This is a genomic window from Micrococcus sp. Alg238-R198, from assembly GCF_900537135.1.
In the GTDB taxonomy this organism is placed as follows: Bacteria; Actinomycetota; Actinomycetes; order Actinomycetales; family Micrococcaceae; genus Micrococcus; species Micrococcus luteus.
In genome coordinates, this window is sequence record NZ_UNRH01000005.1 from 123,473 (window position 1) to 150,102 (window position 26,630).

At 75.3% G+C, this 26,630-nt stretch carries 17 protein-coding genes and 1 tRNA gene; 11 read left to right on the forward strand and 7 right to left on the reverse strand.

Annotated elements, in window-relative coordinates; translation table 11 throughout:
* Positions 1–3 precede the first annotated feature (3 nt).
* The gene (gene brnQ / locus G6R13_RS06675; RefSeq protein WP_036381103.1) at positions 4–1,398 is read right to left on the reverse strand and encodes a branched-chain amino acid transport system II carrier protein; all 1,395 of its coding nucleotides are present in this window, start codon (positions 1,396–1,398) and stop codon (positions 4–6) included.
* 107 nt (positions 1,399–1,505) lie between these two features.
* On the opposite strand from brnQ, the gene hemB reads away from it, so the two are divergent.
* Positions 1,506–2,492, forward strand: a complete 987-nt coding sequence (gene hemB, locus G6R13_RS06680) for a porphobilinogen synthase (protein ID WP_036381100.1) — start codon at positions 1,506–1,508, stop codon at positions 2,490–2,492.
* On the forward strand, positions 2,489–3,814 hold the full coding sequence (gene hemL / locus G6R13_RS06685) for a glutamate-1-semialdehyde 2,1-aminomutase (RefSeq protein WP_036381097.1): 1,326 nt from the start codon (positions 2,489–2,491) through the stop codon (positions 3,812–3,814). The genes hemB and hemL overlap by 4 nt, the downstream gene beginning before the upstream one ends.
* A gap of 28 nt (positions 3,815–3,842) precedes the next feature.
* On the opposite strand, the gene G6R13_RS06690 is transcribed toward hemL, so the two are convergent.
* Positions 3,843–4,529: a 3'-5' exonuclease gene (locus G6R13_RS06690; protein ID WP_036381094.1), complete on the reverse strand. Its 687-nt coding sequence runs from the start codon at positions 4,527–4,529 to the stop codon at positions 3,843–3,845.
* A gap of 44 nt (positions 4,530–4,573) precedes the next feature.
* Here G6R13_RS06690 and G6R13_RS06695 point away from each other — a divergent pair, with 44 nt between their 5' ends.
* From G6R13_RS06695 to G6R13_RS06705, 3 genes are read left to right on the forward strand one after another with little or no spacing between them, the layout of a single operon-like run.
* Positions 4,574–4,984 (forward strand): MGMT family protein, encoded by a 411-nt coding sequence (locus G6R13_RS06695; protein ID WP_098092311.1) that lies wholly within the window; start codon positions 4,574–4,576, stop codon positions 4,982–4,984.
* The gene (locus G6R13_RS06700; RefSeq protein WP_159833301.1) at positions 4,981–8,421 is read left to right on the forward strand and encodes an ATP-dependent DNA helicase; all 3,441 of its coding nucleotides are present in this window, start codon (positions 4,981–4,983) and stop codon (positions 8,419–8,421) included. The genes G6R13_RS06695 and G6R13_RS06700 overlap by 4 nt, the downstream gene beginning before the upstream one ends.
* Complete coding sequence (locus G6R13_RS06705; RefSeq protein WP_159833299.1) at positions 8,409–11,933, forward strand: ATP-dependent DNA helicase; 3,525 nt, start codon at positions 8,409–8,411, stop codon at positions 11,931–11,933. The genes G6R13_RS06700 and G6R13_RS06705 overlap by 13 nt, the downstream gene beginning before the upstream one ends.
* Here the strand turns inward: G6R13_RS06705 and G6R13_RS06710 are convergent.
* A complete protein-coding gene (locus G6R13_RS06710) occupies positions 11,908–13,014 on the reverse strand; it encodes a phosphotransferase (protein WP_060774607.1) in 1,107 nt (368 codons plus the stop codon). The two genes, G6R13_RS06705 and G6R13_RS06710, sit on opposite strands and share 26 nt — an antisense overlap.
* 72 nt (positions 13,015–13,086) lie before the next feature.
* Here G6R13_RS06710 and nudC point away from each other — a divergent pair, with 72 nt between their 5' ends.
* Positions 13,087–14,076 (forward strand): NAD(+) diphosphatase, encoded by a 990-nt coding sequence (gene nudC / locus G6R13_RS06715; RefSeq protein ID WP_159833297.1) that lies wholly within the window; start codon positions 13,087–13,089, stop codon positions 14,074–14,076.
* Positions 14,077–14,091: 15 nt separating this feature from the next.
* Entirely contained in the window at positions 14,092–16,221 is a 2,130-nt protein-coding gene (locus tag G6R13_RS06720; protein ID WP_078025606.1) for an ATP-dependent DNA helicase UvrD2, read from the forward strand.
* A gap of 42 nt (positions 16,222–16,263) precedes the next feature.
* Here the strand turns inward: G6R13_RS06720 and G6R13_RS06725 are convergent, their stop codons facing one another.
* The gene (locus G6R13_RS06725; protein WP_078025607.1) at positions 16,264–16,992 is read right to left on the reverse strand and encodes a ThiF family adenylyltransferase; all 729 of its coding nucleotides are present in this window, start codon (positions 16,990–16,992) and stop codon (positions 16,264–16,266) included.
* 97 nt (positions 16,993–17,089) lie between these two features.
* On the opposite strand from G6R13_RS06725, the gene G6R13_RS06730 reads away from it, so the two are divergent.
* Entirely contained in the window at positions 17,090–17,761 is a 672-nt protein-coding gene (locus G6R13_RS06730) for a M48 family metallopeptidase (protein WP_078025608.1), read from the forward strand.
* A gap of 64 nt (positions 17,762–17,825) precedes the next feature.
* Here the strand turns inward: G6R13_RS06730 and G6R13_RS06735 are convergent, their stop codons facing one another.
* Positions 17,826–19,226: a zinc-dependent metalloprotease gene (locus G6R13_RS06735; protein ID WP_044659760.1), complete on the reverse strand. Its 1,401-nt coding sequence runs from the start codon at positions 19,224–19,226 to the stop codon at positions 17,826–17,828.
* 196 nt (positions 19,227–19,422) lie between these two features.
* Between G6R13_RS06735 and G6R13_RS06740 the strand changes: the two genes are divergently transcribed.
* The 3 genes from G6R13_RS06740 to G6R13_RS06750 all read left to right on the forward strand — a co-directional run bounded on the left by G6R13_RS06740 (position 19,423) and on the right by G6R13_RS06750 (position 24,013).
* A complete protein-coding gene (locus G6R13_RS06740; RefSeq protein ID WP_236601343.1) occupies positions 19,423–20,493 on the forward strand; it encodes a PDZ domain-containing protein in 1,071 nt (356 codons plus the stop codon).
* 126 nt (positions 20,494–20,619) lie between these two features.
* Positions 20,620–23,763, forward strand: coding sequence for a UPF0182 family protein (locus tag G6R13_RS06745; protein WP_049147309.1), 3,144 nt, complete (start codon positions 20,620–20,622; stop codon positions 23,761–23,763).
* A gap of 176 nt (positions 23,764–23,939) precedes the next feature.
* Positions 23,940–24,013 (forward strand) — tRNA-Met (locus tag G6R13_RS06750).
* Between the two features lie 133 nt (positions 24,014–24,146).
* Here the strand turns inward: G6R13_RS06750 and G6R13_RS06755 are convergent.
* Together G6R13_RS06755 and G6R13_RS06760 are read right to left on the reverse strand one after the other, a co-directional pair.
* On the reverse strand, positions 24,147–25,547 hold the full coding sequence (locus tag G6R13_RS06755) for a sodium:glutamate symporter (RefSeq protein WP_049147311.1): 1,401 nt from the start codon (positions 25,545–25,547) through the stop codon (positions 24,147–24,149).
* A 179-nt stretch (positions 25,548–25,726) separates the two neighbouring features.
* Positions 25,727–26,545: a PspA/IM30 family protein gene (locus G6R13_RS06760; protein ID WP_002854906.1), complete on the reverse strand. Its 819-nt coding sequence runs from the start codon at positions 26,543–26,545 to the stop codon at positions 25,727–25,729.
* Between the last annotated feature and the right edge of the window lie 85 nt (positions 26,546–26,630).

The following is a 26,630-nucleotide window of genomic DNA, read 5'->3' on the forward strand; positions in this document are numbered from 1 at the left end:
ACCCTAGTCGGCGGCGGTGCGCCCGTGGCCGGCGGTGACCGGGATCGCCTCCCGCTCGCCCCGGCGGGGGCGGGGCCGCGAGGCGGCGGCCACTGTGCCGACGACCAGCCCGACGAGCGCCGGGACCACCCAGCCGAAGCCGACCGCGTAGCCGGGCAGCACCCGGCCGGCCAGGCCCGTCAGGGCGGTGACGGGCGGCGTCGTCGCGAGCGCCTCCGGCAGGGCGCCCAGCAGGTCGAAGGAGGCGGCGAGCCCCGTGCAGGCGACCACCCAGCGGGCCACCGCCGGGCGGCCCCGCACCCAGGCCCAGGCGAGGCCGAGCAGGATGACGACGACGGCGATCGGGTAGAGGAACATCAGCACCGGGACGGACCAGGCGATGATCGCCTCCAGGCCCAGGTTGGCGAGTGCGAAGGACACCACGAGGAAGAGGCTCGCCCACAGCCGGTAGGACCCGGGGAACATCTCCGCGAACATCTCGGCGCACGCCACGATCAGTCCGATGCAGGTCTTCAGGCACGCGACGAAGACGATGGCCGCGATGAGGTACGCGCCCGCCGTGCCGAAGAAGTGGCTCGCGGTGCGGGCGAGGACGTCGCCGCCGTTCGCGGCCTGTGCGAACGCGCCGTGGCTCGTGGCGCCGACGTACGCCAGCGAGGCGTAGACCACCGTCATCGCCGCGCCGCCGAGCAGCCCCGCCTTGCCCAGCTCCACCGCCATGCGGCGCGGGCCCGTCACGCCCAGGCGCCGGGCGGCGTCGACGATCACGACCGCGAAGGCGAGCGAGGCGAGCGCGTCCATCGTGGCGTAGCCGTCCAGCAGGCCCCGCACGAGCGCCCCGTCGGCGTAGGCGGGGGTCGGCGAGGGCAGGGCGCCCGTGCTCATCGGGGCCACGACGGCGGCCGCCACCAGAGCGCCGAGCAGGACCAGGAACGCCGGGGTCAGGTACCGCCCCACCCACTCCATGAGCCGGCCCGGACGGAACGCCGCGACCGCGGCGACCGCGAAGAACGCCGCCGTGAAGCCGAGCAGCCGCAGGCCGCCGTCGCCCGCCAGGGGCGCGACACCGATCTCATAGGACACCGTGGCGGTGCGGGGGATGGCGAAGAGGGGGCCGATCGTCAGGTACAGCAGGCACGTGAACGCCACGGCGAAGCGCCGGGAGACGGGCGCCGTCATCTCACGGACCGAGCGCGCCCCCGTCACCGCCGAGGCGACGATGCCCAGGACCGGCAGCCCCACCGCCGTGACGAGGAAGCCGAGCGTGGCCGGCGTGACCGCGGCGCCCGCATCCCGGCCCAGGCCGGCGGGGAAGATCAGGTTGCCCGCGCCGAAGAACAGGCCGAAGACGAGCGAGGCCAGCAGCAGGGTCTGACCGGGGCGCAGGCGCGGGGGCATCACGGGCCTCTCGACGGCGGACGGGGCGCCACGACTGTACCCGGCGCGCGGTCAGCCTCCGCGCCTAGACTGGACGGGTCCCCGAACCAGGAGCGTGTGACCCCGTCATGTCCTTCCCGCTGCACCGTCCCCGGCGTCTGCGCCGGTCCGCCGCGATGCGCCGCCTCGTCGCTGAGACGCGCCTGCACCCCGCCGAGCTGATCCTGCCGGCCTTCATCAAGGAGGGCGCCGCCGAGCCCGTGCCGATCGCCTCGATGCCGGGCGTCGTGCAGCACACCGCGGACTCGCTCAAGGCCGCCGCGGCCGAGGCCGCCGAGCTGGGCCTGGGCGGCATCATGCTGTTCGGCGTGCCGACCACGCGCGACGCCGTCGGCAGCGCCGCCCTGGACCCGGACGGCGTCCTGAACCGGGCCATCCGGGACGTGAAGGCGGAGGTGGGGGACGGGCTCGTCGTGATGTCCGACCTGTGCCTGGACGAGTTCACCGACCACGGCCACTGCGGCGTGCTCACCGCCGAGGGCACCGTGGACAACGACGCGACGCTGGAGATCTACGCCCGGATGGGCGTCGCGCAGGCCGAGGCCGGTGCGGACGTGCTCGGCCCCTCCGGGATGATGGACGGCCAGGTCCGCGTGATCCGGGAGGCCCTCGAGGGCGCCGGCCACCACGAGACCGCGATCCTCGCCTACGCCGCGAAGTACTCCTCGGCGTTCTACGGGCCGTTCCGCGACGCCGTCGACTCCCAGCTCACGGGCGACCGCAAGACCTACCAGATGGACGCCGCCAACCGGAGCGAGGCCCTGCTCGAGGTCGCCCTCGACCTCGAGGAGGGCGCGGACATGGTGATGGTCAAGCCCGCGATGAGCTACCTGGACATCGTGCGCGACGTGGCGGACATGGCGGACGTGCCCGTCTCCGCGTACCAGATCTCGGGGGAGTACGCGATGATCGAGGCCGCCGCCGCGCACGGCTGGATCGACCGGAAGGCCTCGATCGTCGAGTCCGTGCTCTCCATCCGGCGCGCCGGCGCCGACTCCGTGCTCACCTACTGGGCGGCCGAGCTCGGCCGCTGGATGAAGGAGGGGTCCCTGTGACCGCGTCCCAGCCGACCACCAACGCCGCCGCCTTCGCCGCGGCCCAGGCCGTCATCCCCGGCGGCGTCGACTCACCCGTGCGCGCCTTCGGCTCGGTGGGCGGCACGCCCCGGTTCATGGCCGGCGCACGCGGCCCGTACCTGACCGACGTCGAGGGCAACGAGTACGTGGACCTGGTCTGCTCGTGGGGCCCCATGCTGCTGGGCCACCAGCACCCCGAGGTCGTCGAGGCCGTGCACGCCGCCGTGGACCGCGGCCTCGGCTTCGGCACCTCCACGCTGGAGGAGACCGCGCTGGCCGAGCTGATCGCCTCCAAGGTCCCGGTCGAGCGCGTGCGCTTCGTGTCCACCGGCACCGAGGCCACCATGACGGCCCTGCGCCTGGCCCGCGGCGTGACCGGCCGCAACCTGATCGTGAAGTTCGCCGGCTGCTACCACGGCCACTCGGACGGCCTGCTGGCCGCGGCCGGCTCGGGCGTGGCGACCGCCGCCCTGCCCGGCTCCGCGGGCGTCACCGAGGCCGCCGCCTCCGAGACCCTCGTGGTGGACTACAACGACCGCGCCGCCGTCGAGGCCGTGTTCGCCGAGCACGGTGAGCGCATCGCCGCGCTCATCACGGAGGCCGTGCCCTGCAACATGGGCGTCGTGGAGCCCGCCGAGGGCTTCAACGCGTTCCTGCGCGAGATCACCCGCCGCCACGGCGCGCTGCTGATCTGGGACGAGGTGCTCACCGGCTTCCGCGCCACCGCCACGGGCGGCTGGGGCCTGTCCGGACAGCCCGAGGGCTGGACCCCGGACATCTGGTGCTTCGGCAAGGTGATCGGCGGCGGCATGCCCGCGGCCGCCCTGGGCGGCTCCGCCGAGATCATGGACCACCTGGCCCCGCTCGGCCCCGTGTACCAGGCCGGCACCCTCTCCGGGAATCCGGTGGCCATGGCCGCCGGCCACGCCACGCTCTCCCGCGCCGACGAGGCCGTCTACGCGGCCGTGACGCGCGCCTCGGACGCCGTGCGCGAGGGCCTCGTGGCCGCGCTCGACGCCGAGGGCGTGGACCACTCGATCCAGCGGGCCGGCACCCTGTTCTCCCTGGCGTTCGGCACCTCCGGCACCGGCGTGCGGGACTACCGGGACGCCCAGGGCCAGGAGGTCTTCCGCTACGCCCCGTTCTTCCAGTCGATGCTGGCCTCCGGCGTGTACCTGCCGCCGTCCGTGTTCGAGGCCTGGTTCGTCTCCGCCGCCCACGACGACGCGGCGGTCACCCGGGTGCTCGACGCGCTGCCGGCCGCGGCGAAAGCGGCCGCGGCGGCGACGCCCCAGGGCTGAGACCCGGGTGCGGGTCGGGGCCGGGCGCTCAGCGCTCGGCCTCGACCGGCCAGTGGCGCGAGACGGTGGCCTGCGGGTCCTTGCGTCGCAGGTACTGCTCGAAGCTCTCCGCCTGCTCGGCCTTCCAGCGGACCTGCCGCTCGTGCAGGTCCGTCGGCGCCACGCGCAGCTGCTCGTACCGGGCGGCCAGGGCGTCGGCCACCTGGACGGCGGCGAGGGCGTCCGCCGCGGAGGTGTGCGCGTTCTCCAGGGTCACCCCGTAGTGCTCGGACACCGCGGAGAGCGTGCGCTTGCCCTTGCGGAACCGGTCCACCTGCTTGTCCAGCACGAACGGGTCGATCACGGGGCGGGCCTCGAGCGGCGTCAGCCCGTGGCGGCGCGCCTCCCGGTCCATCACCGTGAAGTCGTACACGCCGTTGAAGGCCACCACGGGGATGCCCGCGGCGAACAGGTCCCGCAGGGTCTCGGTGATCTCCGCGACGCCCTGCGCGGCGGGCATGCCCTCCGCCTGCGCCCGCTCCGTGGTGACGCCGTGGACCTCGGCCGCCTCGGCGGGGATGGGCACGCCCGGGTCCACGAGCCACTCGGCCGACGACGCGGCGCGGCCGTGCTCGTCCACCATCACCAGGGTGGCGGTCACGATCAGCGCGGTGCGCGGATCACGTCCGGTGGTCTCGAGGTCGAAGCCGGCGCGGATGCTCTCATGCCAAGTCACGCGCCTCACGCTACCCGGACCGGCGGACACGACAGGATGGGGTCGTGACCGATCACCCTGTGCTCCCCGGCGCTCGCCACCGCGACGACGGACCGCTCACCCTCGGCGAGGGGCTCGAGGCGCTCGCCCGTCTGGTCCCGCCCGGACGCGCCGTCAGCTACGGGGGGCTGGCCGGCCTGCTGGGGGTCGGCGGTCCGCGGCACGCCGGCCGGGCGATGGCCGAATCGAGCCCCGGCACGCCGTGGTGGCGCGTGGTCCGGGCCGACGGCTCGCTGCCTCCGGAGCTGGCCGCGCGGGCCGCCGTCGAGCACGAACGGGAGGCCACGCCCCGCACCCCGGCCGGGCGCGTGGACCTGCGCCGGGCCCGCTGGGAGCCCGACGACGGCGCCGCGCGGGCGATCCGTGCGATCGCCGACCGTATCGTGTCCGGGCCCGGTGCGAGGATGAGGCCATGACCAGGGAACACGGGGTGGACCCCTTCGACGACGACGCGGCGGCGCCGGAACGGGCCGCCCGGCTGGTGCGCACGGCCGCCGCGCCCGAGGACCGGATCACGCTCACGGACGAGCAGGAGGCGATCGCCTCGCTCGCCCCCGGGCACGGCGCCGTGCTCGTGCTGGGCGCCCCCGGCACGGGGCGCACCACCGTGGCGGTCGAGTACGCGGCCCGCCGGATCGAGGAGGGGCTGGACCCCGAGTCCCTCCTGCTGCTGGCCCCGAGCCGGGACGCGGCGGCGCGGCTGCGCGACGCCCTGACCCGCCGGCTCGCCGCCGCCGGTCGAGGCACCCGCGCCGTCACTCCCGTGCGGACCTGGTCCTCCTACGCGTTCGACCTGCTGCGCCGCGCCCGCGTCACGGGACCGCTGAGGCATCTGGAGGTCGCCCCCCGGCTGCTCACCGGTGCCGAGCAGGACACGGTCATCGCCGAGCTGCTCGAGGGCTACGCCGCCGGCCTCGCCGCCGCGCCGGACTGGCCGGCCGACGTCGCCCCCGCCGTGGAGGCGCGGGGATTCCGCCGCGAGGTCCGCGAGCTCGTGGACCGCATGAGCGAGCTCGGCCTCGAGCCGGGCCGCCTGCAGGAGCTCGGCACCGCCCACGGGCGCCCCGAGTGGGAGGCCGCGGCCGTGCTGCTGCAGGACTACCGGGACCGGATCGACCTGGGCATGGCCGAGGCGTTCGACGCCGCCGGGCTGCTGTCCGCCGCCGTCCGCGTGCTCACCGAGCGGCATCCCGAGGACCCGGAGCGCGACGCCGCGGCGCAGGCGTTCGTGGCGGCGGAGCGGGACCGCCTGGCCGTGCTCGTGGTCGAGGACCTCCACGAGGCCACCCCCGCCGTGCACGACCTGCTCACCGTGCTCGGACGCGGGCGGGACGTGCTGCTCACCGCGTCGCCGGACACCACCGTGGAGGGCTTCCGCGGCGCCCGGCCCGACCTCCTCGCCCGGTACCCCGGGGTCCTCGACCCCGATCCCGTGCCGGGGGCCGCCCCGCCCGCGTCCCCGGACGGGCGCGTCCGGGTGCTGACGCGCGGGCACCGCATGCGCGCCGAGGTCCAGGACGCCTACCTGCGCGTGGCCCGCCGGGTCCGCCAGCGCACCGCCGGCGTCGAACGGACCCGGACCGAGACCGTCCCGGCGGACGGTGACGGCGCCGTCCGCGCGCACGTCGTGCCCACCCGCGCCCACGAGGACCAGCTCGTCCTCGAACGGGTGCTGCGGGTCCACCACGAGGACGGGGTGCCCCTGGACCGGATCCTCGTGGTCGCCCGCTCCGGCTCCCGTGTGGCCGCGCTCGCCCGCCACCTGGAGGCCGAGGGCGTCCCCGTGCTGCGCGACGCCGCCGGGCTCGTGCTGAAGGAGGAGCCCGCCGTCGCGCCCCTGCTCACGCTGGTGGACGCGGCGGGGGCGCTCGCGGAGGATCCGGAGGCCCGGGTCGAGGACGTGCTCGACCCGGACGAGGTCGTGGGACTGCTCACCGGCCGGTACGGGATGGCCAGCGCGCTGCACGTGCGGCGGCTGCGCCAGGACCTGCTGGCCGCCGAGCGGGGCCGGGGCGGCCGGCGCACCTCGGACGCGCTGCTCGCCGCGGCCCTGCTGGACCCGAGCCTGGCCGGCCCCGAGCACGAGCGGCACCGCGCCCTGCGCCGCGTCCACTGGATGCTCCGGGACGGCCTGGAGGCCGCCCGCGCCCCCTCGGCCTCGCCCGAGACCGTGCTGTGGGCGCTGTGGTCCGCCTCGGGTCGGGCCGAGCGGTGGCGTTCGCTCGCGCTGCGGCCCGCCGAGCACGCGAACGACCGCCGCGAGTCCCGCCGGGCGGACGCGGACCTCGACGCCGTCGTCGCCCTGTTCAAGGTGGCCGAGCGCTTCGTGGACCAGTTCCCGGGCGCGTCGCCCGAGTCGTTCGCCGTCTACATGGAGTCCCAGGACCTGCCCGTGGACACCCTGGCCCGCCGTGCCGAGTCCGGTGACGCCGTGCACGTGCGCACCCCCGCCGCGGCGGCCGGCCAGGAGTGGGACACGGTGATCGTCGTGGGCCTGCAGGAGGGCGTGTGGCCGAACACCCGGCTGCGCGGCCAGCTGCTCGGCGCCACCGACCTCGTGGACCTCGTGACCCTGCCCGCGGACGCCCCGTGGCCCACGGACCACCGCACCCGGCTGCGCGAGGTCCGCCAGGACGAGCTGCGCATGCTCGCGGCCGCCGTCTCCCGGGCACGGCGCCAGGTGGTCGCCACGGCCGTGCGCTCGCCAGATGAGGGCCCCTCCGACTTCCTCGACCTGGTGGACCCGCCCGAACGGCTGCCCGCCGAGGCGCGCGACGCCGCCGGCGTCCGGCGGCTCACCGCGGTCCCCGACCCGATCACGGCGCCCGCGCTCGTCGGCCGGCTGCGCCGCGTCCTGGAGGCCGGGGACGAGGCGGACGCGGCCGACGGGGCGACACCCCGGGCGGCGGCGGCCGCCGGCCTGGCGGCCCTCGCCGAGGACGGCGTGACCGTCGCGGACCCCCGACGCTGGTGGGGCCTGCTGCCGCTGTCCACCGAGGCCGCGCTCGTCGACCCGAAGCACGAGGTCGTCGCGCTCTCGCCCTCCCGCGTGGAGACGGCCCTGCGCAATCCGCTGGACTGGGTGCTGTACCACGTCGGCGCGAACGCGGGCGGAACCCTCGCCCAGTCCGTGGGCACGCTCGTGCACTCGGTGGCCGAGCACCATCCCGAGGGCATGCCCGAGGACGTGCGTGCCGAACTGGAGCGCCGCCTGCCCGAACTCGGCCTGCCGGAGGGCTGGATCACGGAGATCGAGCACGACCGGGCCCGCGGCCTGGTGGACGCCTACATCGGCTACTGGAGCATCGCCCGGGCGGCCGGGCGTCGGCCCGTGGCCCAGGAGGTGCGGCTCCTCGCGGACCTGACCTGGGGCGGGACCACCGTCCGGATCACCGGCGTCGTGGACCGGCTCGAGGCGGACGCGCAGGGCCGGCCCTTCATCGCCGACCTCAAGACCGGCCGCAGCGCGCCCACCGGTGCGGAGATGGCGCGCCAGCCCCAGCTGGCCGCCTACCAGGTGGCCGTCCGCGCCGGCGGTCTGGAGCAGGTCCGGGACGACCCCGCCACCGACCCCGCCCTGCGCGCCGCGCTCGCCGGGCTGGAGCGGCCCGCGACGCCGGCCGGCGCGGCCCTCGTCCAGCTCGGCGCCGGCACCCAGAAGACCAAGGTGCAGGACCAGCCGGCCCTCGAGGACGAGGACACCTGGGCGCTCGAGCAGGTGTTCACGGCGGCCCGCCGCACCACGGGGCCGCGCTTCCTCGCCCTCCACGAGGCCGGCGCCCGTCGGTGCGCGCTGCCCTCCGTCTGTCCGCTCTGCTCCGAAGGAAGGCAGGTCACCGAATGGCCCCGCTGACCGGCGATCCCGCCGCCCCGATCGATCGCCCGCGCGTCGAGGACGCGGTCCACTCCCCGGGGGACATCGCGGCGCGGCTGCGGCTGCCCCCGCCCACGCAGGAGCAGGCCGAGGTGGTCACCGCCCCGCTCACTCCGCGCCTGGTGCTGGCCGGCGCCGGCTCCGGCAAGACCGCCACCATGGCCGACCGCGTGGTCTGGCTCGTGGCCAACGGGCTCGTGCGCCCGGACGAGGTCCTCGGCGTCACGTTCACCCGGAAGGCGGCCGGTGAGCTCGCCGAGCGGATCAACGGGCGCGTGGACGCCCTGCTGCGCTCCGGCCTCGAGATCCCCGGCTTCGACGGGGAGCCCGAGGACCTGGGCCGCGCCTCGGTGTCCACGTACCACTCCTACGCCGGCGCGCTCGTCAGGGACCACGGTCTGCGGATCGGCGTGGAACCGGAGGCGCGGCTGCTCGGGGGCGCGGAGGCCCACCGGCTCATGGGCGCCGTCGTGCGTTCGCATCCGGTGGTCGCGGACACCCTCGGCGTGGCCCCGTCCCGGCTCATCACGCAGGCGTTGCGGCTGGCCGGGGACATGGCCGAGCACCTGGTGACCGCGGACGAGGTGCGCGGGTTCCTCGCCCGGCTGGCCGAGCAGGGGAGCGCCCTGCCGCTGCCCCCGCGCGCCAAGACCCCCTCGAAGGAGATCCAGGAGTTCCTGACCGGTCTGGCGGACCGCGCCCTCATGGCGGACCTCGTGGCCCGCTACGACGAGGTCAAGCGCGAGCAGGACGTCATGGACTTCGGTGACCTGCTGCGCCACGCGGCGCGCATCGCCGTCGAGGTGCCGGCGGCCGGCGAGCAGGAGCGCGCGCGGTTCCCCGTGGTGCTGCTGGACGAGTTCCAGGACACCTCCCACGCCCAGATGCGGATCTTCGCCGGGCTGTTCGGCCCGCGCGGCGCCGAGGACGACGCGCTCGGGCTGGGGCACTGCGTCACCGCGGTGGGCGACCCCCACCAGTCGATCTACGGCTTCCGCGGCGCCTCCGCCGGGCAGCTCTTCGCCTTCCCGCACGCCTTCCCCCGGCTGGAGACCGGCCCCGGCGGCGCTCCGCGGCGTGTGAACGCGGACGTCTCGCACCTGACGATCGCGTGGCGCAACGAGGAGTCGATCCTGGCGGTCGCCAACGCTGTCGCCGCACCGCTGAACGCCCACGCCGCCGCGACGGGCGGCGCGCCGGTGAAGGTGCGCACCCTGCGGCCCCGGCCGGGCGCGGGGGAGGGCGTCGTCCGGGTGGACCGGTTCGTCACCGCGGAGAAGGAGGCCGCCGACGTCGTCGCCCGCCTCGGCGCCCTCACCGGGGCCGGGCCCGGGGGGACCACCCCGAGCCGCGCCGTCCTGTGCCGCACCCGCGCCCAGTTCGGCCCCGTGCTGGACGCGCTCGACGCCGCCGGCCTGCCCTACGAGGTGCTCGGGCTCTCCGGGCTGCTGGCGCTGCCGGAGGTCGCCGAGGTGCTCGCCGTCCTCCACGTGCTGGCCGACCCCACGCGCAGCGACCAGCTCGTCCGCCTGCTCACCGGCCCGCGCTGGCGCATCGGCGTGGCCGACCTCGAGGTGCTGCAGGAGCGCGCCCGGTTCGTCTCGCGGCTGCGGGCCCGGCGGGCCGGCGGTGGGCGGGAGGACCCCGCCGGGGACGCCCCGGACCCGGCCCGGGACGTGAGCCCCGAGGAGGACGCCGACGCCGCCGCCCTGCTGGAGGCCCTCGACTCCCTGCCCGGGGAGGGGACGGACTGGGTCGGCTCGCGCGGCCGCGGCTTCTCACCCGAGGGCCTGGCCCGACTGAGGGCCGTCAACGCCGAGCTGCGCCGGCTCTCTACGCGCACCGGGGAGGACCCGGCCGACCTCATCGCGGAGGTGATCCGTGAGACGGGGCTGGACGTCGAGGTGGCCCTGCGGCCCGGCGTCTCCGCGGCCGCGGCCCGGCGGCACCTGAACGCGTTCCAGGACGCGGCCCGCGACTTCGGCGCCGGCACCACGGCGACGGACCTGACGGCGTTCCTGGCCTGGACGGAGTCCGTCCTCGAGCACGAGGACGGCCTCGGCGTCGAGAACGCCGAACCCACCCCCGGCCTGGTCCAGGTGCTCACCGCGCACGCCTCGAAGGGGCTCGAGTGGGACGTCGTCGCGGTCCCCGGCCTGCAGGAGGGCACGTTCCCGTCCACGCGGGCGGACCGCTGGACCAGCCCCGGGGCCGGCGCGCTGCCGTGGCCCCTGCGCGGGGACCGCGCGTCGCTGCCGCAGTGGGACGGCTCGTGGGCCCAGGACCAGCGGGACTGGGTCCAGTCGGCCGGCACCAAGTACAGCTCCAAGGCGGCCCAGGAGGGCAACCCGGACCCCTATGCCGTGGCCGTGGCCGCCCACGCCGAGCGCGAGGAGCGGCGCCTGGCCTACGTCGCGTACACGCGCGCGCGATCGGCCCTGTGGCTGAGCACCTCCCTGTTCAAGGGAGTCAACAAGGAGCCCCTGCCGGCCTCGGCCTTCCTCGAGGAGGTGGCCGGTCTGGCGGGGGAGGTGCCCGGCGTCGCGCTCGGCCCCGCCCCCGCCGAGGACGACCTGCCCGAGGCCAACCCCGCCGCGGCCCGGACGCTGGTCGCCCGCTGGCCCTTCGACCCGCTCGACGGCCCGGAGGCCTTCGTCGCCGACCCGGAGGACCCCGAGGACGAGGAACGCTGGCAGCCGCTGCCGCACCGCTCCCGGGCCCGCCGGCACGGGGTGGAGGCGGCCGCCGCGGCCGTGCACGCCGCGGACCCGGCGGCGCTCGGGGACGACCCGGAGCTGGCCCGCCAGGTGGACTGGGTGCTGCTGCGCCGCCGGGACGTCGCCGGGACGGGCGGGGAGACCGCCCTGCCCGAGCACGTCTCCGTGTCCCTCTACGGCGAGCTCGCCGCCGACCCGCAGGCCGTGGCCGAGCAGCTGCGCCGGCCCCTGCCCCGGCCGCCCGCGCACGCGGCGCGACGCGGCACGGCGTTCCACGCGTGGCTCGAGGAGCGCTTCGGGGCCACCGGCATGCTGGACATCGACTCGGCCGAGGACGCCGCGGACCTGTGGGTCGACGAGGCCCTCGACCTCGGCCCGATGCAGGAGTGGTTCCGCTCCTCGCGCTGGGCGGAGCGCACCCCGGCCTTCGTCGAGGCCCCGGTCGAGACGACGGTCGGCGGGATCACGCTGCGCGGCCGGGTCGACGCGATCTACCGCTCCGGCGGCGACCCCCGCCTGCCCTTCGACCCCGAGGCCGACTGGGAGCTCGTCGACTGGAAGACCGGCGCCGTGCCGCGGGGCCGCGACCTCGAGCTCAAGTCGCTGCAGCTGGCCGTCTACCGGCTCGCCTGGTCACGGCTGCACGGGATCCCGCTGGAACGGATCGGGGCCAGCTTCGTGTACGTGGCCCACGGGCAGGAGCGCTCCTTCCCGGACCTGCCGGGGGAGGAGGAGCTCGAGCGTCACATCACGGACGCCCTGGCCCGCCGTTGATCGGCCGCACCACCTCGGCGGCGGGCAGCGGGCCCGTCTCCGGGTCCGCGGTCCTCGCGGCCGCGGCCTCCCGGGCGTCCTCCGCCGCATCCCGGGCGTCCTCGGCGGCGTCGGCGGCCGCGTCGGCCTCCGCCTGGCGCGCGGCCGCCTCCTGCGCGGCGCGCACGTCGCCCGCGAGCTCGGCCAGCATGGCCTCCGCCTCGGCGACCATCCCCTCGTCGTGCCGGTCCAGGCCCCGCGTGAGCCACTGGGCGAGGGCGAACTCGGCGAGCAGCGCCGCACGGCGCATCAGGTGGGCGTCGCCGTCGTCGGCGGCCCCCGCGTCGGCGCGCCGGGCCGCGTAGGCGTCGAGGACGCGGTCGGCCAGGTCCGGGTCCGTGGCGGCGGCCAGCCAGGCGACGTCGCCGGCCGGGTCGCCCACGTGCAGGTCCGTCCAGCCCGTCACGCCCACCACGCGGCCGCGCTCGAGGAGCAGGTTGTCCTCGTGCAGGTCACCGTGCACAGGCACCGGGGTGAACCGCCACAGGGCCTCCTCCTCCATGGCCTCCTCCCAGCGGCGCAGCAGCAGGGGCGGCACGCGGCCGGAGGTGGCCGCCTGGTCGAGGGCGTGGAGGTGACGCTGCCGGATCTGCTCCGCCGTGTAGGAGGGCAGGTCCGCGTGGTCCACGACATCCGAGGACAGCGTGTGGATCGCGGCCAGCACACGGCCCACGTCCTGCACCGCGGGCTCGCCGAGCCGGGCCAGCTCATCCAGGGTGACGGGACGCCCGGGCATGTCCTGGTAGACGAAGGTGCGCAGCCCCTCGAGCCGCACCGCGCCCGCCACGGAGGGCGTGCGGAACGGCAGGCCGGCGCGCACCGCCGGGGTCAGGCCCGCCAGCACCTGCAGCTCCGTCTCGAGACGGATGCCCGCCTCCGGGGTGCGGGGCGAGCGGACCCGCCACCGCTGGCCCTCACCGTCCACGACGACGGCGGTCGAGAAGTCCGCGGGGTCGTCCGGGCTCGCCTCCACGGAGACGGGGGCGAGGCCGGGGACGGCCGCGGCGGCCAGGGCTGCGAGACGAAGGGGCTGACGATCCACCCCTCCAGCCTAGGCGCGGAACGCCCTCCCCCGTCGTCGGGCGCACCGGAGACGGGTCGCTAGCCTGGACGCATGGCCTCCTGCCCCCCGTCGTCGTCCGACCCCACCGCCGCACCACCCCTGGCCCTGCCGCTGGCCCGCGAGGAGCTGGACCGCGGTGCCGTGGCCCGCCTCGACCCGGGCCACCTGGCGGCGTCCTGGGCGCGCGAGGGAACGGAGGTCCTGTGGCTGCAGGGTGGCCGCGCACCCGTCGCGGACGGCCGGCTCGTCTTCACCGCGCCCTCCGGTCCCGTGCCGGCCGAGGCCGCGTATCTGGGCCGCGGCACCGCGGCGGACCGGGGCCCGCACGGGCGGGAGCGCGCGGTGGTCTCCGTCGCCGTCGAGCCGCCGGCGGCCCTGCCGGAGGACGCGGCCACCGCGCTCGCGGACGCCGTGTGGGTCGGCCTCCGCGATGCGGCCGCCGCCCTCAGCGACGCGGACACCGGGCTGTTCGTGGCCGCCGTCGCGAACGCCAACTGGCACGCCACCCACCGCTTCTGCGCGTTCTGCGGCGGCGTCACGGACGTCGAGGCGGCCGGCTGGGTGCGTCGCTGCCGCGACTGCTCCCGGGAGCAGTTCCCGCGCACGGACCCGGCGGTGATCGTGGCCGTCATCGACCCGGCCGGGCGGATCCTGCTGGGCCGCAACGCGGCGTGGCCCGAGGGGCTGTACTCCTGCCTGGCCGGGTTCGTGGAGCCGGGGGAGTCCCTGGAGCACGCGGTGGTCCGGGAGATCGCGGAGGAGTCCGGGGTCACGGTGACGCAGCCGCGCTACCGCGGCTCCCAGCCGTGGCCGTTCCCGCGCTCGCTCATGCTCGGGTTCACCGCGCTGGCACCGGCCGGCGCCGAGCCGGTTCCGGACGGCGAGGAGATCCTCTCCGTGCGCTGGTTCGAGCGGGAGGAGCTCGCGCGTCTGGCCCGCGAGGGCGACGTCACCCTGCCCGGGGCCGTGTCCATCGCGCGGGCGCTCATCGAGGATTGGTACGGTGGGACGCTGCCCGATGCGCAGACCCTGATCACCTAGGAGGACTCGTCCCGCATGAGCACTCCCGACGAGATCCTCCGCGGCCTCGACCCGGAGCAGCGCCGGGCCGCCACGGCCCTGCACGGGCCCGTCTGCATCCTGGCCGGCGCCGGCACCGGCAAGACCCGCGCCATCACGCACCGCATCGCCTACGGCGTCGCCTCCGGCGTCTTCGACCCGCACCGCACCCTCGCCCTGACCTTCACGGCGCGTGCGGCCGCGGAGATGCGCACCCGCCTGCGCGACCTCGGCGTGGCCGGCGTCCAGGCCCGCACCTTCCACTCCGCTGCCCTGCGCCAGCTGCAGTACTTCTGGCCCCAGGCCGTGGGCGGCCCCATGCCCTCGCTGATCGAGAACAAGGTGCGCCTGCTCACCGAGGTCGCCCAGCGCATGCGGATGACCGTGGACCGGGCCGGACTGCGCGACCTCGCCGGCGAGATCGAATGGGCCAAGGTCTCCCTGCACGCCCCCGAGGGCTACGCCGAGGCCGCGAAGGAGCGGGAGATGCCCGCCGGCTGGACCGCCACCACCGTCGCCCGTCTCTACACCGGCTACGAGGAGGCCAAGACAGCCCGGAACATGATCGACTTCGAGGACGTGCTGCTGATCCTCGTGGGGATCCTGTCCACCGAGCCGCAGATCGCGGCCACGATCCGGGACCAGTACCGCGTGTTCGTGGTGGACGAGTACCAGGACGTCTCGCCGCTGCAGCACCGCCTGCTCGACCTCTGGCTCGGCGACCGCGGCGACCTGTGCGTCGTCGGCGACGCCTCCCAGACGATCTACTCGTTCACGGGCGCGACCTCCCGCTTCCTCACCGACTTCCGTGAGCGGTACCCCGCGGCCACGGTGGTCCGGCTCGTGCGCGACTACCGGTCCAGCCCGCAGATCGTGGAGGCGGCCAACCGCCTGCTGGCGGACCGCACCAAGGCGGGGGAGCGGGACCGCACGATGCCGCGCTGGCCCGACCCCCTCGAGCTCGTCTCCCAGCGGCCGGCCGGCCCCGACCTCGTGTTCGCGGAGTGCACCGACGACGAGGCCGAGGCCGGCTGGGTCGCCGACCGGATCGCGGCGCTGATCGACGACGGCGTGCCCGCCTCCGAGATCGCCGTCCTGTTCCGCACCAACGGCCAGTCCCAGGCCTTCGAGACGGCGCTGTCCTCGGCGGGGATCGGCTACCAGCTGCGCGGCGGCGAGCGGTTCTTCTCCCGGCGCGAGGTGCGCGACGGGATCCTGCAGCTGCGGGCGGCCGCCCGCGCGGCCCAGGACCTGACGGGCGACGACGTCACGGACCGGGTGCGGGACGTGCTCTCCTCGCTCGGCTACTCCGCCGAACCGCCGTCGGCCACCGGCGCGGCCCGTGAACGGTGGGAGTCCCTGCACGCCCTCGTCAACCTCGCCGACCAGCTCGCCACGACGCGCGGGGCCGAGTTCACGCTGACCGAGCTCGTGGCCGAGCTCGACGAGCGGGCCCAGCACCAGCACGCGCCGACGGTGCAGGGCATCACCCTGGCCTCGCTGCACTCGGCCAAGGGCCTCGAGTGGGATGCGGTGTTCCTCGTGGGCCTGTCCGAGGGGCTCATGCCGATCTCCTTCGCGGAGACCCAGGCCGAGGTGGACGAGGAACGGCGCCTGCTCTACGTGGGGATCACGCGTGCCCGCCAGCACCTGTCGCTGACGTGGACGCTCTCGCGGGGCACGGGCGGGCGCTCCACCCGGCGGCCCTCCCGGTTCCTGTGGGCCATCGACCCGACCCTCGGCGGCACCCGCGAGCACGCCCCGGCCCGCGGATCCGCGGCCGGCCCGACGGCGCCGCGGCGCCGGGGTGCGAAGGTCGCCGTGTGCCGCACGTGCGGCAAGCCCCTCGAGACGGGAGCCGAGCGCAAGGTCGGCCGCTGCCTGGACTGCCCCGCCACCTACGACGAGGCGGTGCTCGAGGAGCTGCGCGACTGGCGCACCCGCACGGCCGCCGAGATGCGGATGCCCGCGTTCGTGGTGTTCACGGACGCCACCCTCGTGGCCATCGCCGAGGCCATGCCGAGGACCCCGGCAGAGCTCCTGAAGGTGCCCGGCCTCGGCAAGGCCAAGCTGGAGAAGCACGGACCGGAGCTGCTCGAGCTGCTGCACGGCACCCCGACGGCCTGAGCCGCGGGCCCGCACCCCGTTCCGCCGGCGGCGCCGCCCCCGTCAGAACGCCCAGCCGAGCGCGTCCGGGTCGCAGGCGCAGCCGGGCCGGGGGCGGACCTTCACTCGGCGCGTGCGTCCCGTCACCCGATCGGCCCGCAGCACGCCGGGGGCCGGTCCGGTCCGCAGCGCGTCCACGGTCAGCACGGCGGCCCGCAGCGCCGCGAGCCCGTCCACCTGTCCCCGGTGCGCCGACGGGCCGGGCGCCGTCGGGGCACCGGGGACGCCCGCCGGGTCCGCGGGCCATCGGCACAGCGGGCACCCGCGCACCACGGGGGCGCACCACGGTCCGACCGTGACCGCTCTCGGCCCCACCGTGACCGGCAGCAGCGGGTGGTCGGCGGCGAGGGCGTGCGCGGCCAGGTCCGCGTCGAGCACGGACCCCACCGCCACCGTCGCCTGCCCCACGAGCACCGGCACCGGGCCGTGGTGCGCGTAGAGGCGCAGCCCGGGGGCCACATCGCCCAGCCGGCGCGCGAGCGCACCCGCCCGGGGCCGACCGAGGTCCCCGGGCAGCAGGCCGGTCCCCAGGTCCGCGGCGTCGACGGGCCGCGGATCCCACAGGGCCAGGCGCAGCGCCCCGGCCCCCGCGAGTGCGTGGGCGATCGCCGCGCCCACCGCGTCGAGGCCCGCCACATGGACGTCGGTCGGCGGGGCCCACGCCCCCGGCTCCAGCGCTGACGCGGCGGCGTCATGAGGGACGGTGGTGACGGTCTCGGCGACGGTGCGCACGGCTCTCCTCTCAGCTCGGTGCCTCCCACCCTGCCAGGGCACTCCCGGACCGCGCCGGATTGTCCACAGCCTGCTGCCCATGCCGGACAATGGCCGGATGCGCCCTGTCCCGCCCACCCCCGGCCGCCCTCCCCGTGCTGTCCCGGCCGCCCACCGCGGTCCCGCCCGCGAGAGCATCGATCTGGACTGGGAGGGCACGCCCGTGCGGCTCGTGCGCTCCACGGCCCGCACCCGCACCGTCTCGGCGGCGTGGCGCGACGGCCGCCTGCAGGTCAATGTCCCGGCCCGGCTCTCGGCCGCGCAGGAGCGCGAGTGGATCGGCCGGATGGTTGCGAAGGTGGGCGCACGCGGCGGGACGGGGCAGCCCGCGGCCGACCCGGACGGCCGCCCCGCCGACGCCCGCTCCGACGACGCGCTCCTGGCCTGGGCGGGACGGCTCTCGGCGGCGCACCTGGGCGGGCGGGCCCGTCCGGTCGCGGTCACGTGGTCGGCCCGGCAGCGCCGCCGCTGGGGCTCGTGCACGCCGGCCCGCGGCACCATCCGGCTCTCGACGCAGCTGCGCGGCATGCCGGACTGGGTGGTGGCGGCGGTGCTCGTCCACGAGCTGGCCCATCTGCTGGAGTCCGGACACGGCCCGGCCTTCCGACGCCTCGTGGACCGGTACCCGCGCTACGCCGAGGCGATGGCCTTCCTCGAGGGGGTCACCTTCGCCGAGGGCCGCGGTCGCACGGCGCCGGACCGGTGGGCGGAGGACGAGGACGCGGGCTGACACGACGGCGGGCGGCCCGCACCCGAGGTGCCGGACCGCCCGCCGCCGTCGTGCCGGGAGGGGCTCAGCCCTCGCGCGGCGCGTCGCCGAAGCCGCCCTCGAGGAGCTTGCGCAGCTCGTCGTCGAGGGACTCGGCGCTGGCGTCCGCGGCGGAGCGGCGCCCGGCGTACCCGGCGGGGTCCTCGAGGTCCTCCGCCGTGGGCTGACGCTCGGGATGGCGCCAGATCTCCTCGCGGTACTCCGTGCCGTGCTCGGCCGTGACGTGCTCCCAGAACGCGGCGGCCTCGCGCAGGCGGCGCGGGCGCAGCTCGAGGCCCACGAGGGCGGCGAAGGCCTGTTCGGCCGGGCCACCCGAGGCGCGGCGGCGGTTCATGGTCTCGCGCAGGGCGGCCGCCGACTCGAGGGGGCGCGCGGCCTCGGCGACCACCACGTCCACCCAGCCCTCCACGAGGGCGACGAGCAGCTCCAGCTGGTCCAGCGCGGCCTGCTGGGTGGCGTCCGGGGCGGCGATGAAGGACGCCCCGTCGAACACGGCCTGCAGGGAGCCGGGGTCCATCGGGTCCACCGACTGCGCGGCCCGCTCGATGCCCTCGGTGTCCAGGCGGATGCCCGCGGCGTACTGCTCGACGGCGGCGTACAGGTCCCGCTCGAGCCACGGCGAGTGCAGGAACAGGCGCATGCGTGCGGCCTCGCGCAGGGCCAGGTAGATGCGGATCTGGTCGTCCGGCACCGAGAGCCCGTCGCCGAACTCCTCGATGTTCACGGGGACGAGGGCGAGACGGTGGCCGGCGACGGGCAGGCCGATGTCCGTGCCCGAGAGCACCTCCTTGCCCAGGGCGCCCACGGCGCCGCCGAGCTGCAGGCCGAACATCGTGCCGCCCATGTTCTTCAGCATGGGCTGCAGCCCGCCGAGCAGGGAGGCGTCCATGCCCTCGGGGAGCTGGCCCGGCAGCTGCTGCTCGATGGCCGCGGACATCGCGCGGGACATCGAGACGGCCACGGGCTCGGTGAGCCGGCGCCACTGGTCCATGGTCGCCTCGACCCACTCGGCACGGGACCAGGCCACGCCGACGCTGCCGACGGGCTCGGTCTGCGTGACGCCGTCGAGCCACAGCTCGGCCAGCCGCAGCGCCTCGTCCACCTCGCGTCGCGCGAACGAGCCGACGGCCGGGTCCTCGCCGGCCACGGCCTGGCGGGCGGCCTGCTTCGCCAGAGCCCAGTTCACGGGGCCGTCCGAGCCGGAGCCGGAGCTCATCATCGCCTGGAACTGGGCCATGGCCTGCTGCATCATGGCCGGATTCAGCTGGGACGGGTCGAAGGGCACCCCGCCGGGGCCGCCCAGGCCCTCCATGGCGCGTCGGACTTCGTCCGGGTCGGGGCCCTGGCCGCCGAAGAGCTGCCGCAGCATCTCCTCCAGGGGGTCGCGGCCGTCGTCGGATCCGGGCGTGCGCGCGTCGTTGCTCATGTCTCCAGCGTATCCGCGTCGGCGCGGCGCGCCCGCCCTCCCGACGTCGCGGCGGCGCGGTTCGCCCATGGCGCACGGCGTCGCGCGGGGCAGGCGGGGGTCGCGGCCCCGCGTAGACTGGTGTGACCGTCGCCGCGCGGCCCGTGCCCGGCGGCGAGGACGGCCCGATCAGGACCCCCAGGAAAGACGGTGTCGCGTGCGCGCAGTGCCCTCGAGGACCACCCGCGCCGCCCGCGTGCCCTTCTCCGGATGGCTCGCCCTGGGCAGCGCCGGGCTGGCACTGCTGGCCCCCACCCCCTACATCCTCGAGGGCCCCGGCCCCGCCGTGGACCTGCTGGGCGAACGCGAGGGTCGACCCGTGCTGCGCGTCGAGGGCGGCGAGGCGGACCCGGGTGAGGGGACCCTGCACATGACCACCGTGATGGTCGGGGGTCCTCCCATCGGCACCACCTCCCTGCTCGACCTCGGCCGCGGCCTGACGGACCCCGCCGTGGACGTGGCCCCGCGCGAGCTGATGTATCCCACCGGCGTCACCTCCGACGAGGTCGGCGAGGCCAATTCGGCGGCCATGTCGGACTCCCAGCAGACCGCGACCGCCGCGGCCCTGCACGAGCTCGGACGCGAGGTGCCCCAGCGGCTCGTCGTGCAGCAGCTCGTGCCCGGCGGGCCCGCCGAGGGCGTCCTGCGGGCCGGGGACGAGGTGATCGCCGCCGAGGGACGGCCCGTGGCCGACCTGGAGGCCGTGCGCGCCGCCGTCGGGGCCGCGGGGCCCGACCCGGTCACGCTGACGGTCCGCCGCGACGGCGTGGAGCAGGACCTCGAGGTGCCGGTGGCGGCCGCCCCCGAGGGCGCGCCCCAGCCGTGGCAGATGGGGGCCCTGATCGAGACCGCCTACGACGTCCCGGTGGACGTCGAGCTGACCGTGCCGGACATCGGCGGACCTTCGGCGGGTCTGATGTTCGCGCTCACCGTGATCGAGCGGCTGACCCCGGGGGCGATGACGGGGGGCGCCTCGATCGCCGGAACGGGCACGATCACGGGGGACGGCGTCGTGGGTCCCATCGGCGGGATCCCGCAGAAGGTGCGCGGCGCCGCCGAGGCGGGGGCCACGACGTTCCTCGCCCCCACGGCGAACTGCGAGGAGCTGGCCGGCCGTGTGCCCGAGGGTCTGACGGTGTACCCCGTGGACACGCTGGGCCAGGCCCGCGACATCGTCGAGGCGGTGGCCCGGGGGGAGAGCCCGGCCGCCGCCCGGACGTGCGGCTGAGCCGACGCACACCAGGACCACCAGACCACCAGACCACCAGACCACCAGACCGGACGACATGTCCGGGGCGCAGCGCCCCGGACCGGAGCAGAGCCCCGCGGACGCGGGAGGGAAGAGGACAGAGCAGTGAGCTTCGGACAGGGAGGCGGCGGACCGTTCGGCGGCCCGCCCCGTGACGGCGGCGGGACCGCCGGGGGCCAGTCCGGCCCGTTCGGGGCGTTCGGCCCCTTCGGCGGCGCCCCGCGCGGCCCGGGCGACGACGGCGACCGCGGTCCTGGTGGCCCGTTCGGCGGGGGCGGGTCCTCCGCCGCGCGCGGCAGGGGCCGGCCGGGCCGGCCGAGCGCGCTCGTGCTGACCATCATCGCGGTGGCCGTGCTCGTGGGGCTGTTCGTGGTGTTCACGAACGTCTACACGGACGTGCTGTGGTTCTCGCAGCTGGGCTTCACCGAGGTCTTCTGGACCGAGGTCCTCGCCAAGGCCGCGCTGTTCCTGATCGCCGGGCTCGGGATGGCCCTCGCCGTGTGGCTGGCGATCCGCACGGCCTGGCGCCACCGTCCCGCGGACGCGTCCGCGGCCGCGCGGGACTCGCTCAGCCAGGCCCAGCGCCAGCTCGAGCCCATCCGCCGCCTGGTGTTCCTGGGTGTCCCGCTCGTGCTCGGCGTGTTCGCCGGCTCCACCGCGATGAACGGCTGGAACACGGTCCTGCTGTTCCTGAACCAGGTGCCCTACGGCCAGGCGGACCCGGAGTTCGGCCTGGACCTCATGTTCTTCATGGCCACCCTGCCGTTCCTGACGCTCATGGTCGGGTACCTGATCTCGGTGGTCCTGGTCTCCGGCATCACCGGTCTGCTCGTGCACTACCTGTACGGCGCGGTGCGCGTGGAGGAGGGCGGCAGCGTGCGGATCACCCCGGCGGCGCGCGCCCACATCGGCATCACCCTGGCCGTGTTCCTGCTGCTGCAGGGCGTCAACTTCTGGCTCAACCGCTACCGCACCACGCAGTCGCAGACCGGCAACTGGGCCGGCGCGCTCTACACGGACGTGAACGCGGTCATCCCGACGTCGGCGATCCTGGCGGTCACGGCCGTGATCGTGGCCGGCCTGTTCGTGTGGACGGTGGTCTCGGGCCGGTGGCGGCTGTCGCTGATCGGCACCGCGGTCCTGGTCATCACGGCGCTCGTGGTGGGCACGGCGTACCCCTTCATCGTGCAGGAGTACCAGGTGAAGCCGTCCGAGCGCACGCTCGAATCCCAGTACATCGAGCGGAACATCGCCATGACGCGCGAGGCGTACGGCCTGGACGACGTCGAGGTGACGAACTATGAGGGCGCCACGGACCCCGAGGCCGGGGCCCTGGCGGGCGAGGAGGCCAACACGGCCAACGTCCGTCTCATGGACCCGAACCTGATCTCCCAGACCTTCGGGCAGCTCCAGCAGTTCCGTCCGTACTACTCGTTCCCCACCACGCTGCACGTGGACCGCTACGAGGTGGACGGCCAGACGCGGGACACCATCCTGGCGGCCCGTGACGTCAACGTGGACGACATGCAGTCGTGGGTGAACCGCCACACCATCTACACGCACGGCTACGGCATGGTCGTGGCCGACGCCTCCGAGGTCGCGGCCGGCGGCCGGCCCCAGTGGCTGCTCTCCGAGATCCCGACGCGCGGGCCGCTGGCCTCCGACCAGGACTACGAGCCGCGCATCTACTTCGGGCTCAACTCGCCCTCGTACTCGGTGGTGGGTGCGCCCGAGGGCGCGCCGGCCGTCGAACGCGACCGGCCGCAGACGGCCGACTCCCAGGAGGACACGGCGTACACCTTCTCCGGCGACGGCGGCCCCTCGGTGGGCAACCTGTTCAACCGGCTCGCGTACGCGGTGAAGTTCGGCTCGCCCGAGCTGGTGCTGTCCTCGGACGTGAACGAGGCCTCGCAGATCCTCTACGACCGCGACCCGGCCGAGCGCGTCCGCAAGGTCGCGCCCTACCTGACGGTGGACACCGCCCCCTACCCGGCGATCGTCGACGGCCGCGTGCAGTGGATCGTGGACGCCTACACGACCTCGGACCAGTTCCCGTACTCCACCGCGCAGCAGCTGGGCGAGGTCACGGTGGACTCCCTGAGCCAGGGCCAGAACCCGGCGCTCCAGGGCCGGGTGAACTACATCCGCAACTCGGTGAAGGCGACGGTGGACGCGTACGACGGCTCGGTGTCTCTCTACGCGTGGGACGACCAGGATCCGCTGCTGCAGGCCTGGCAGAACGTCTACCCGTCCTCGCTGCGCCCGTACTCGGAGATGAGCGCCGGACTCCTGGACCACGTCCGCTACCCGGAGGACATGTTCAAGGTCCAGCGCGAGCTGCTCGGCCGCTACCACGTGACCGACGCGGACGACTTCTACGAGAACAACGACGCGTGGTCCGTGCCGTCGGACCCCACGCGCGAGGAGGACGTCAAGCAGCCGCCGTACTACATGACGCTGCAGATGCCCGGCCAGGACGAGCCGGCGTTCTCCCTCACCAGCAGCTACATACCGCAGATCACGGACGGTGCCCAGCAGCGCAACGTGCTCTACGGGTTCCTCTCCGCCGCCGGCGACGCCGGCACGGGGGAGGACGGCGTGAAGGCCGAGGGCTACGGGCAGCTCCGACTGCTCGAGCTGCCGCGGTCCACCACGGTGCCCGGCCCGGGCCAGGCGCAGGCCAACTTCGACTCGAACGCGGACGTCTCGCGGGAGCTGAACCTGCTGCGCCAGGGCGCGTCCGAGGTGCTCAACGGCAACATGATCACCCTGCCGGTGGCCGGCGGCATCCTCTACGTCCAGCCGGTGTACGTCCGCTCCTCGGGCGGCACCACCTACCCGACGCTGCGCAAGGTGCTCGTCTCCTTCGGCGACAAGGTCGGCTTCGCGGACACCCTCCAGGAGGCCCTGGACCAGGTGTTCGACGGGGACTCGGGCGCGGTCACCCCGGAGGAGAAGCAGGCGGAGGCGCCCGCGCCGGGCGAGGAGCCGACGGCTCCGGGCACCGTCGAGGAGGAGCTCTCGGCGGCCCTCGAGGAGGCTCAGGACGCCCTGACCCAGGGCCAGGAGCGTCTGGCCGAGGGCGACTGGGCCGGCTACGGCGAGCAGCAGAAGCGTCTCAACGAGGCCCTGAAGCGTGCCACCGCCGCCGACGACGCCCTGGGCGGCGACGCGCCTGCCCAGGAGCAGGCCCCGGCCGAGGCGAGCCCCGCGCCGTCGTCGAGCCCCAGCCCGACGCCGAGCGGCTGAGTCGGCGCCGGCGGGCCGGGCCCGCCGGACCGTCGACGACGGCCCCGGCCACGCACCGCGCGTGGTCGGGGCCGCTGTCGTCTCGGGGCAGGTGGCCGCCGCATGGCCGCCGGGTGGCGGGGTGCTGACGCCGATTTGAACTCGACGGAACAGGTGTGTATAGTTCTAGAAGTCGCCGCGGGGTGGAGCAGTTCGGTAGCTCGCCGGGCTCATAACCCGGAGGTCGCAGGTTCAAATCCTGCCCCCGCAACGAGAAGGAGAAGGCCCCCAGCATCTGCTGGGGGCCTTCTCGCATGTCCGGACCCGGTCGCCCCGGCCCGCCGGCACGGTGCCGGCGGGCGAGCCGACCGCCCTCGGGCGATCAACGCGGGGGAGCGGGAGCGTCAGCGGCTCGAGGCCCGGACCGCCTGCTGGGCCGGGGTGCGGCGGCCCGGGTCGGTGCGGCGCAGCCAGACGGCAGCGATGATCGCGATGACCGCGATGGCGCCCCAGATGCCGACGACGGCCCAGGACAGGCCCGCGAGGAGCAGCAGCGGCACGAAGGACACGGCCGCGATCTCCACGGGCACCACCGGGATGTAGGCCACGCCGAACTGCTCCATGGTCCCGGACTTCAGCTTCGGGTCCACGATGCGCAGCATGGCCACGCCCGTGGCGACGGCGCCGGTGGCCCAGCCCCACGTGAACAGCTGCTTCTCGAACCACGCGTCGGTCATGACGCGCGGCGCCACGACGATCCCCAGGAACAGGGCCAGCGCGAGGCCGATCACGAACAGGAGCAGCAGCGGCTGCCAGTAGTCCACGACCACGGTCGGGGCGATCGCGGCGATGCCGCAGACGATGAGGATGTCCGTGGCGGTGCCGGACACCGAGTTCAGCGAGCCCGGGTCGAGGAACTTCGCCGTCTTCGTGGCCTGGAACAGGACGCGGGCGATCAGGCCGAGGAGGAACGCGATCGCGAACGCGGGGATGATCAGCTGGGGTCCGTCCTCGCCCACGACGCTCGGCCACACGGACGTGATCCAGGAGACCACGCCGTGCGCGGCCGCCGCGATCATCGCGACGACGCCGACCTGGAAGGCCAGTGACTCCACCGAGGCCGCCGAGAAGGTGTGCCGGCCGATGACCGGGCGTTCCTCCACCTGGTTCAGCACCCCGGTGCGCAGCTCCTCCGGGATGGAGGTCAGGCCCGCGAACTCCCGCGCGTGGCCGCGCTGCGCGCCGATCTTGGCCTGGATGATGCCACCCACCACGCCGACGATCATGCCGACGGTGGCCGAGGTGTAGGCCAGCGAGGTGACGGTCGCATCACCGTTGGCCGCGTATGCCTGGCCCACGGCGGCCGCGGAGCCGAAGCCGCCCGCCCAGCCGGCGAACAGCAGGGCGGCGAACGAGTCGGGCGCGTCGAACAGCGGCTGCAGGAGGACCAGCGTGACGAGGGCGCCGATGGCCACCTGGGAGGCGTAGATCAGCACGCCGTAGGACGCGAACGCACCCACGGGGCGGCCGATCTTGCGGACGTCGAAGTCGTCGGTGAGCGCGATGCACACGAACACGATGACGATCAGGATCGAGCCGTACGTGCCCAGCTGGGAGCTGAACGGCAGCCAGCCCAGGCCGTTCGGGCCGAGGACCAGGCCCAGGATGCCGGCGATGACGGAGGCCGGGATCATCAGGGTCTGGAGGGGCGTGATGACGGCACGGGCCAGCGTGCCCACGGCCAGGAGCGCGCCGATGAGGCCGGCGTCGACCAGCACGGACCAGGCCGTGAACTGCTCTTGCATGGGGTTCTTCCTCTGTGCGGGGACGGGGGCGTCCCGCGGAGCGTGCCGAGGGACCCCGGGACAGTACCAAAGGAGCGCGGGGGCCGGGGCGCGTCCGGGAGGAGCACCGGGCCGGGGCGCACGAGGACGGCCCGCCGCGCCGGCGTGGGCCGGGCGACGGGCCGTGGGGAGGGGCGGGGTCAGCCGCGCGCGGTGCCGGTCTCCTCGGCGGTCCCCTCGGCCGCGTAGTCGAGGGTCAGGGTCTCATCGGCGTCGACGTCGCCCGAGGTGAGGGCGGCCTGGCCGGCGCCGCCGGCCTTGAGGGCGGCGAGGCGGGCCTCCACCTCGGTCTTCTCGCCGAGGTCCTCGAGGGACTCGAACTGGGCGTCGAGGGAGGAGGCGGCGATCTCCTGCTGGCCGCGCACGCGGGCCTCCTCGCGACGGACCTTCTCTTCGAAGCGGGAGACCTCGGAGGTCGGGTCCAGCAGGTCGATCGACTTCACGGCGTCGGCCACCGCGGACTGGGCGTGGGCGGACTTGGCGCGGGCGGTCAGCTCGTCGCGCTTGGCGACCAGCTGCTGACGCTTGACCTTCATCTGGTCCAGACCGGTCTTCAGGCGCTCCACGATCTCGCGCTGCGAGGCGATGGTCGGCTCCGCGGACTTCGCCTGGCGCTCGAAGTCCATCTGGCGCTCGATGGCCACCTTGGCGAGGTTGTCGAACTTGTCCGCCGAGGCGGTGTCACCCTTGGTGCGGAAGTCGTCGGCCTTCTGGGAGGCGGCCAGCGCCTTCTGGCCCCAGCTGCGGGACGCGTCCTGGTCCTCGCGGTAGTCGTCCTCGATCATTCGCAGGTTGCCGATCGTCTGGGCGACGGCGGCCTCGGCCTCCGCGATGTTGTTCGTGTAGTCGCGGACCATCTGGTCCAGCATCTTCTGGGGGTCCTCGGCCTTGTCCAGCATCGCGTTGATGTTGGCCTTCGCCAGCGTGCTGATGCGGCCGAAGATGGACTGCTTGACCATGGTGTCTGCCTTTCGTCGGTCTTTCACGTCAGCGCAGACCGTCGGCCTGCGTCCACCCCGTCCCGCGCGTGCGGGCCGGGCCGGC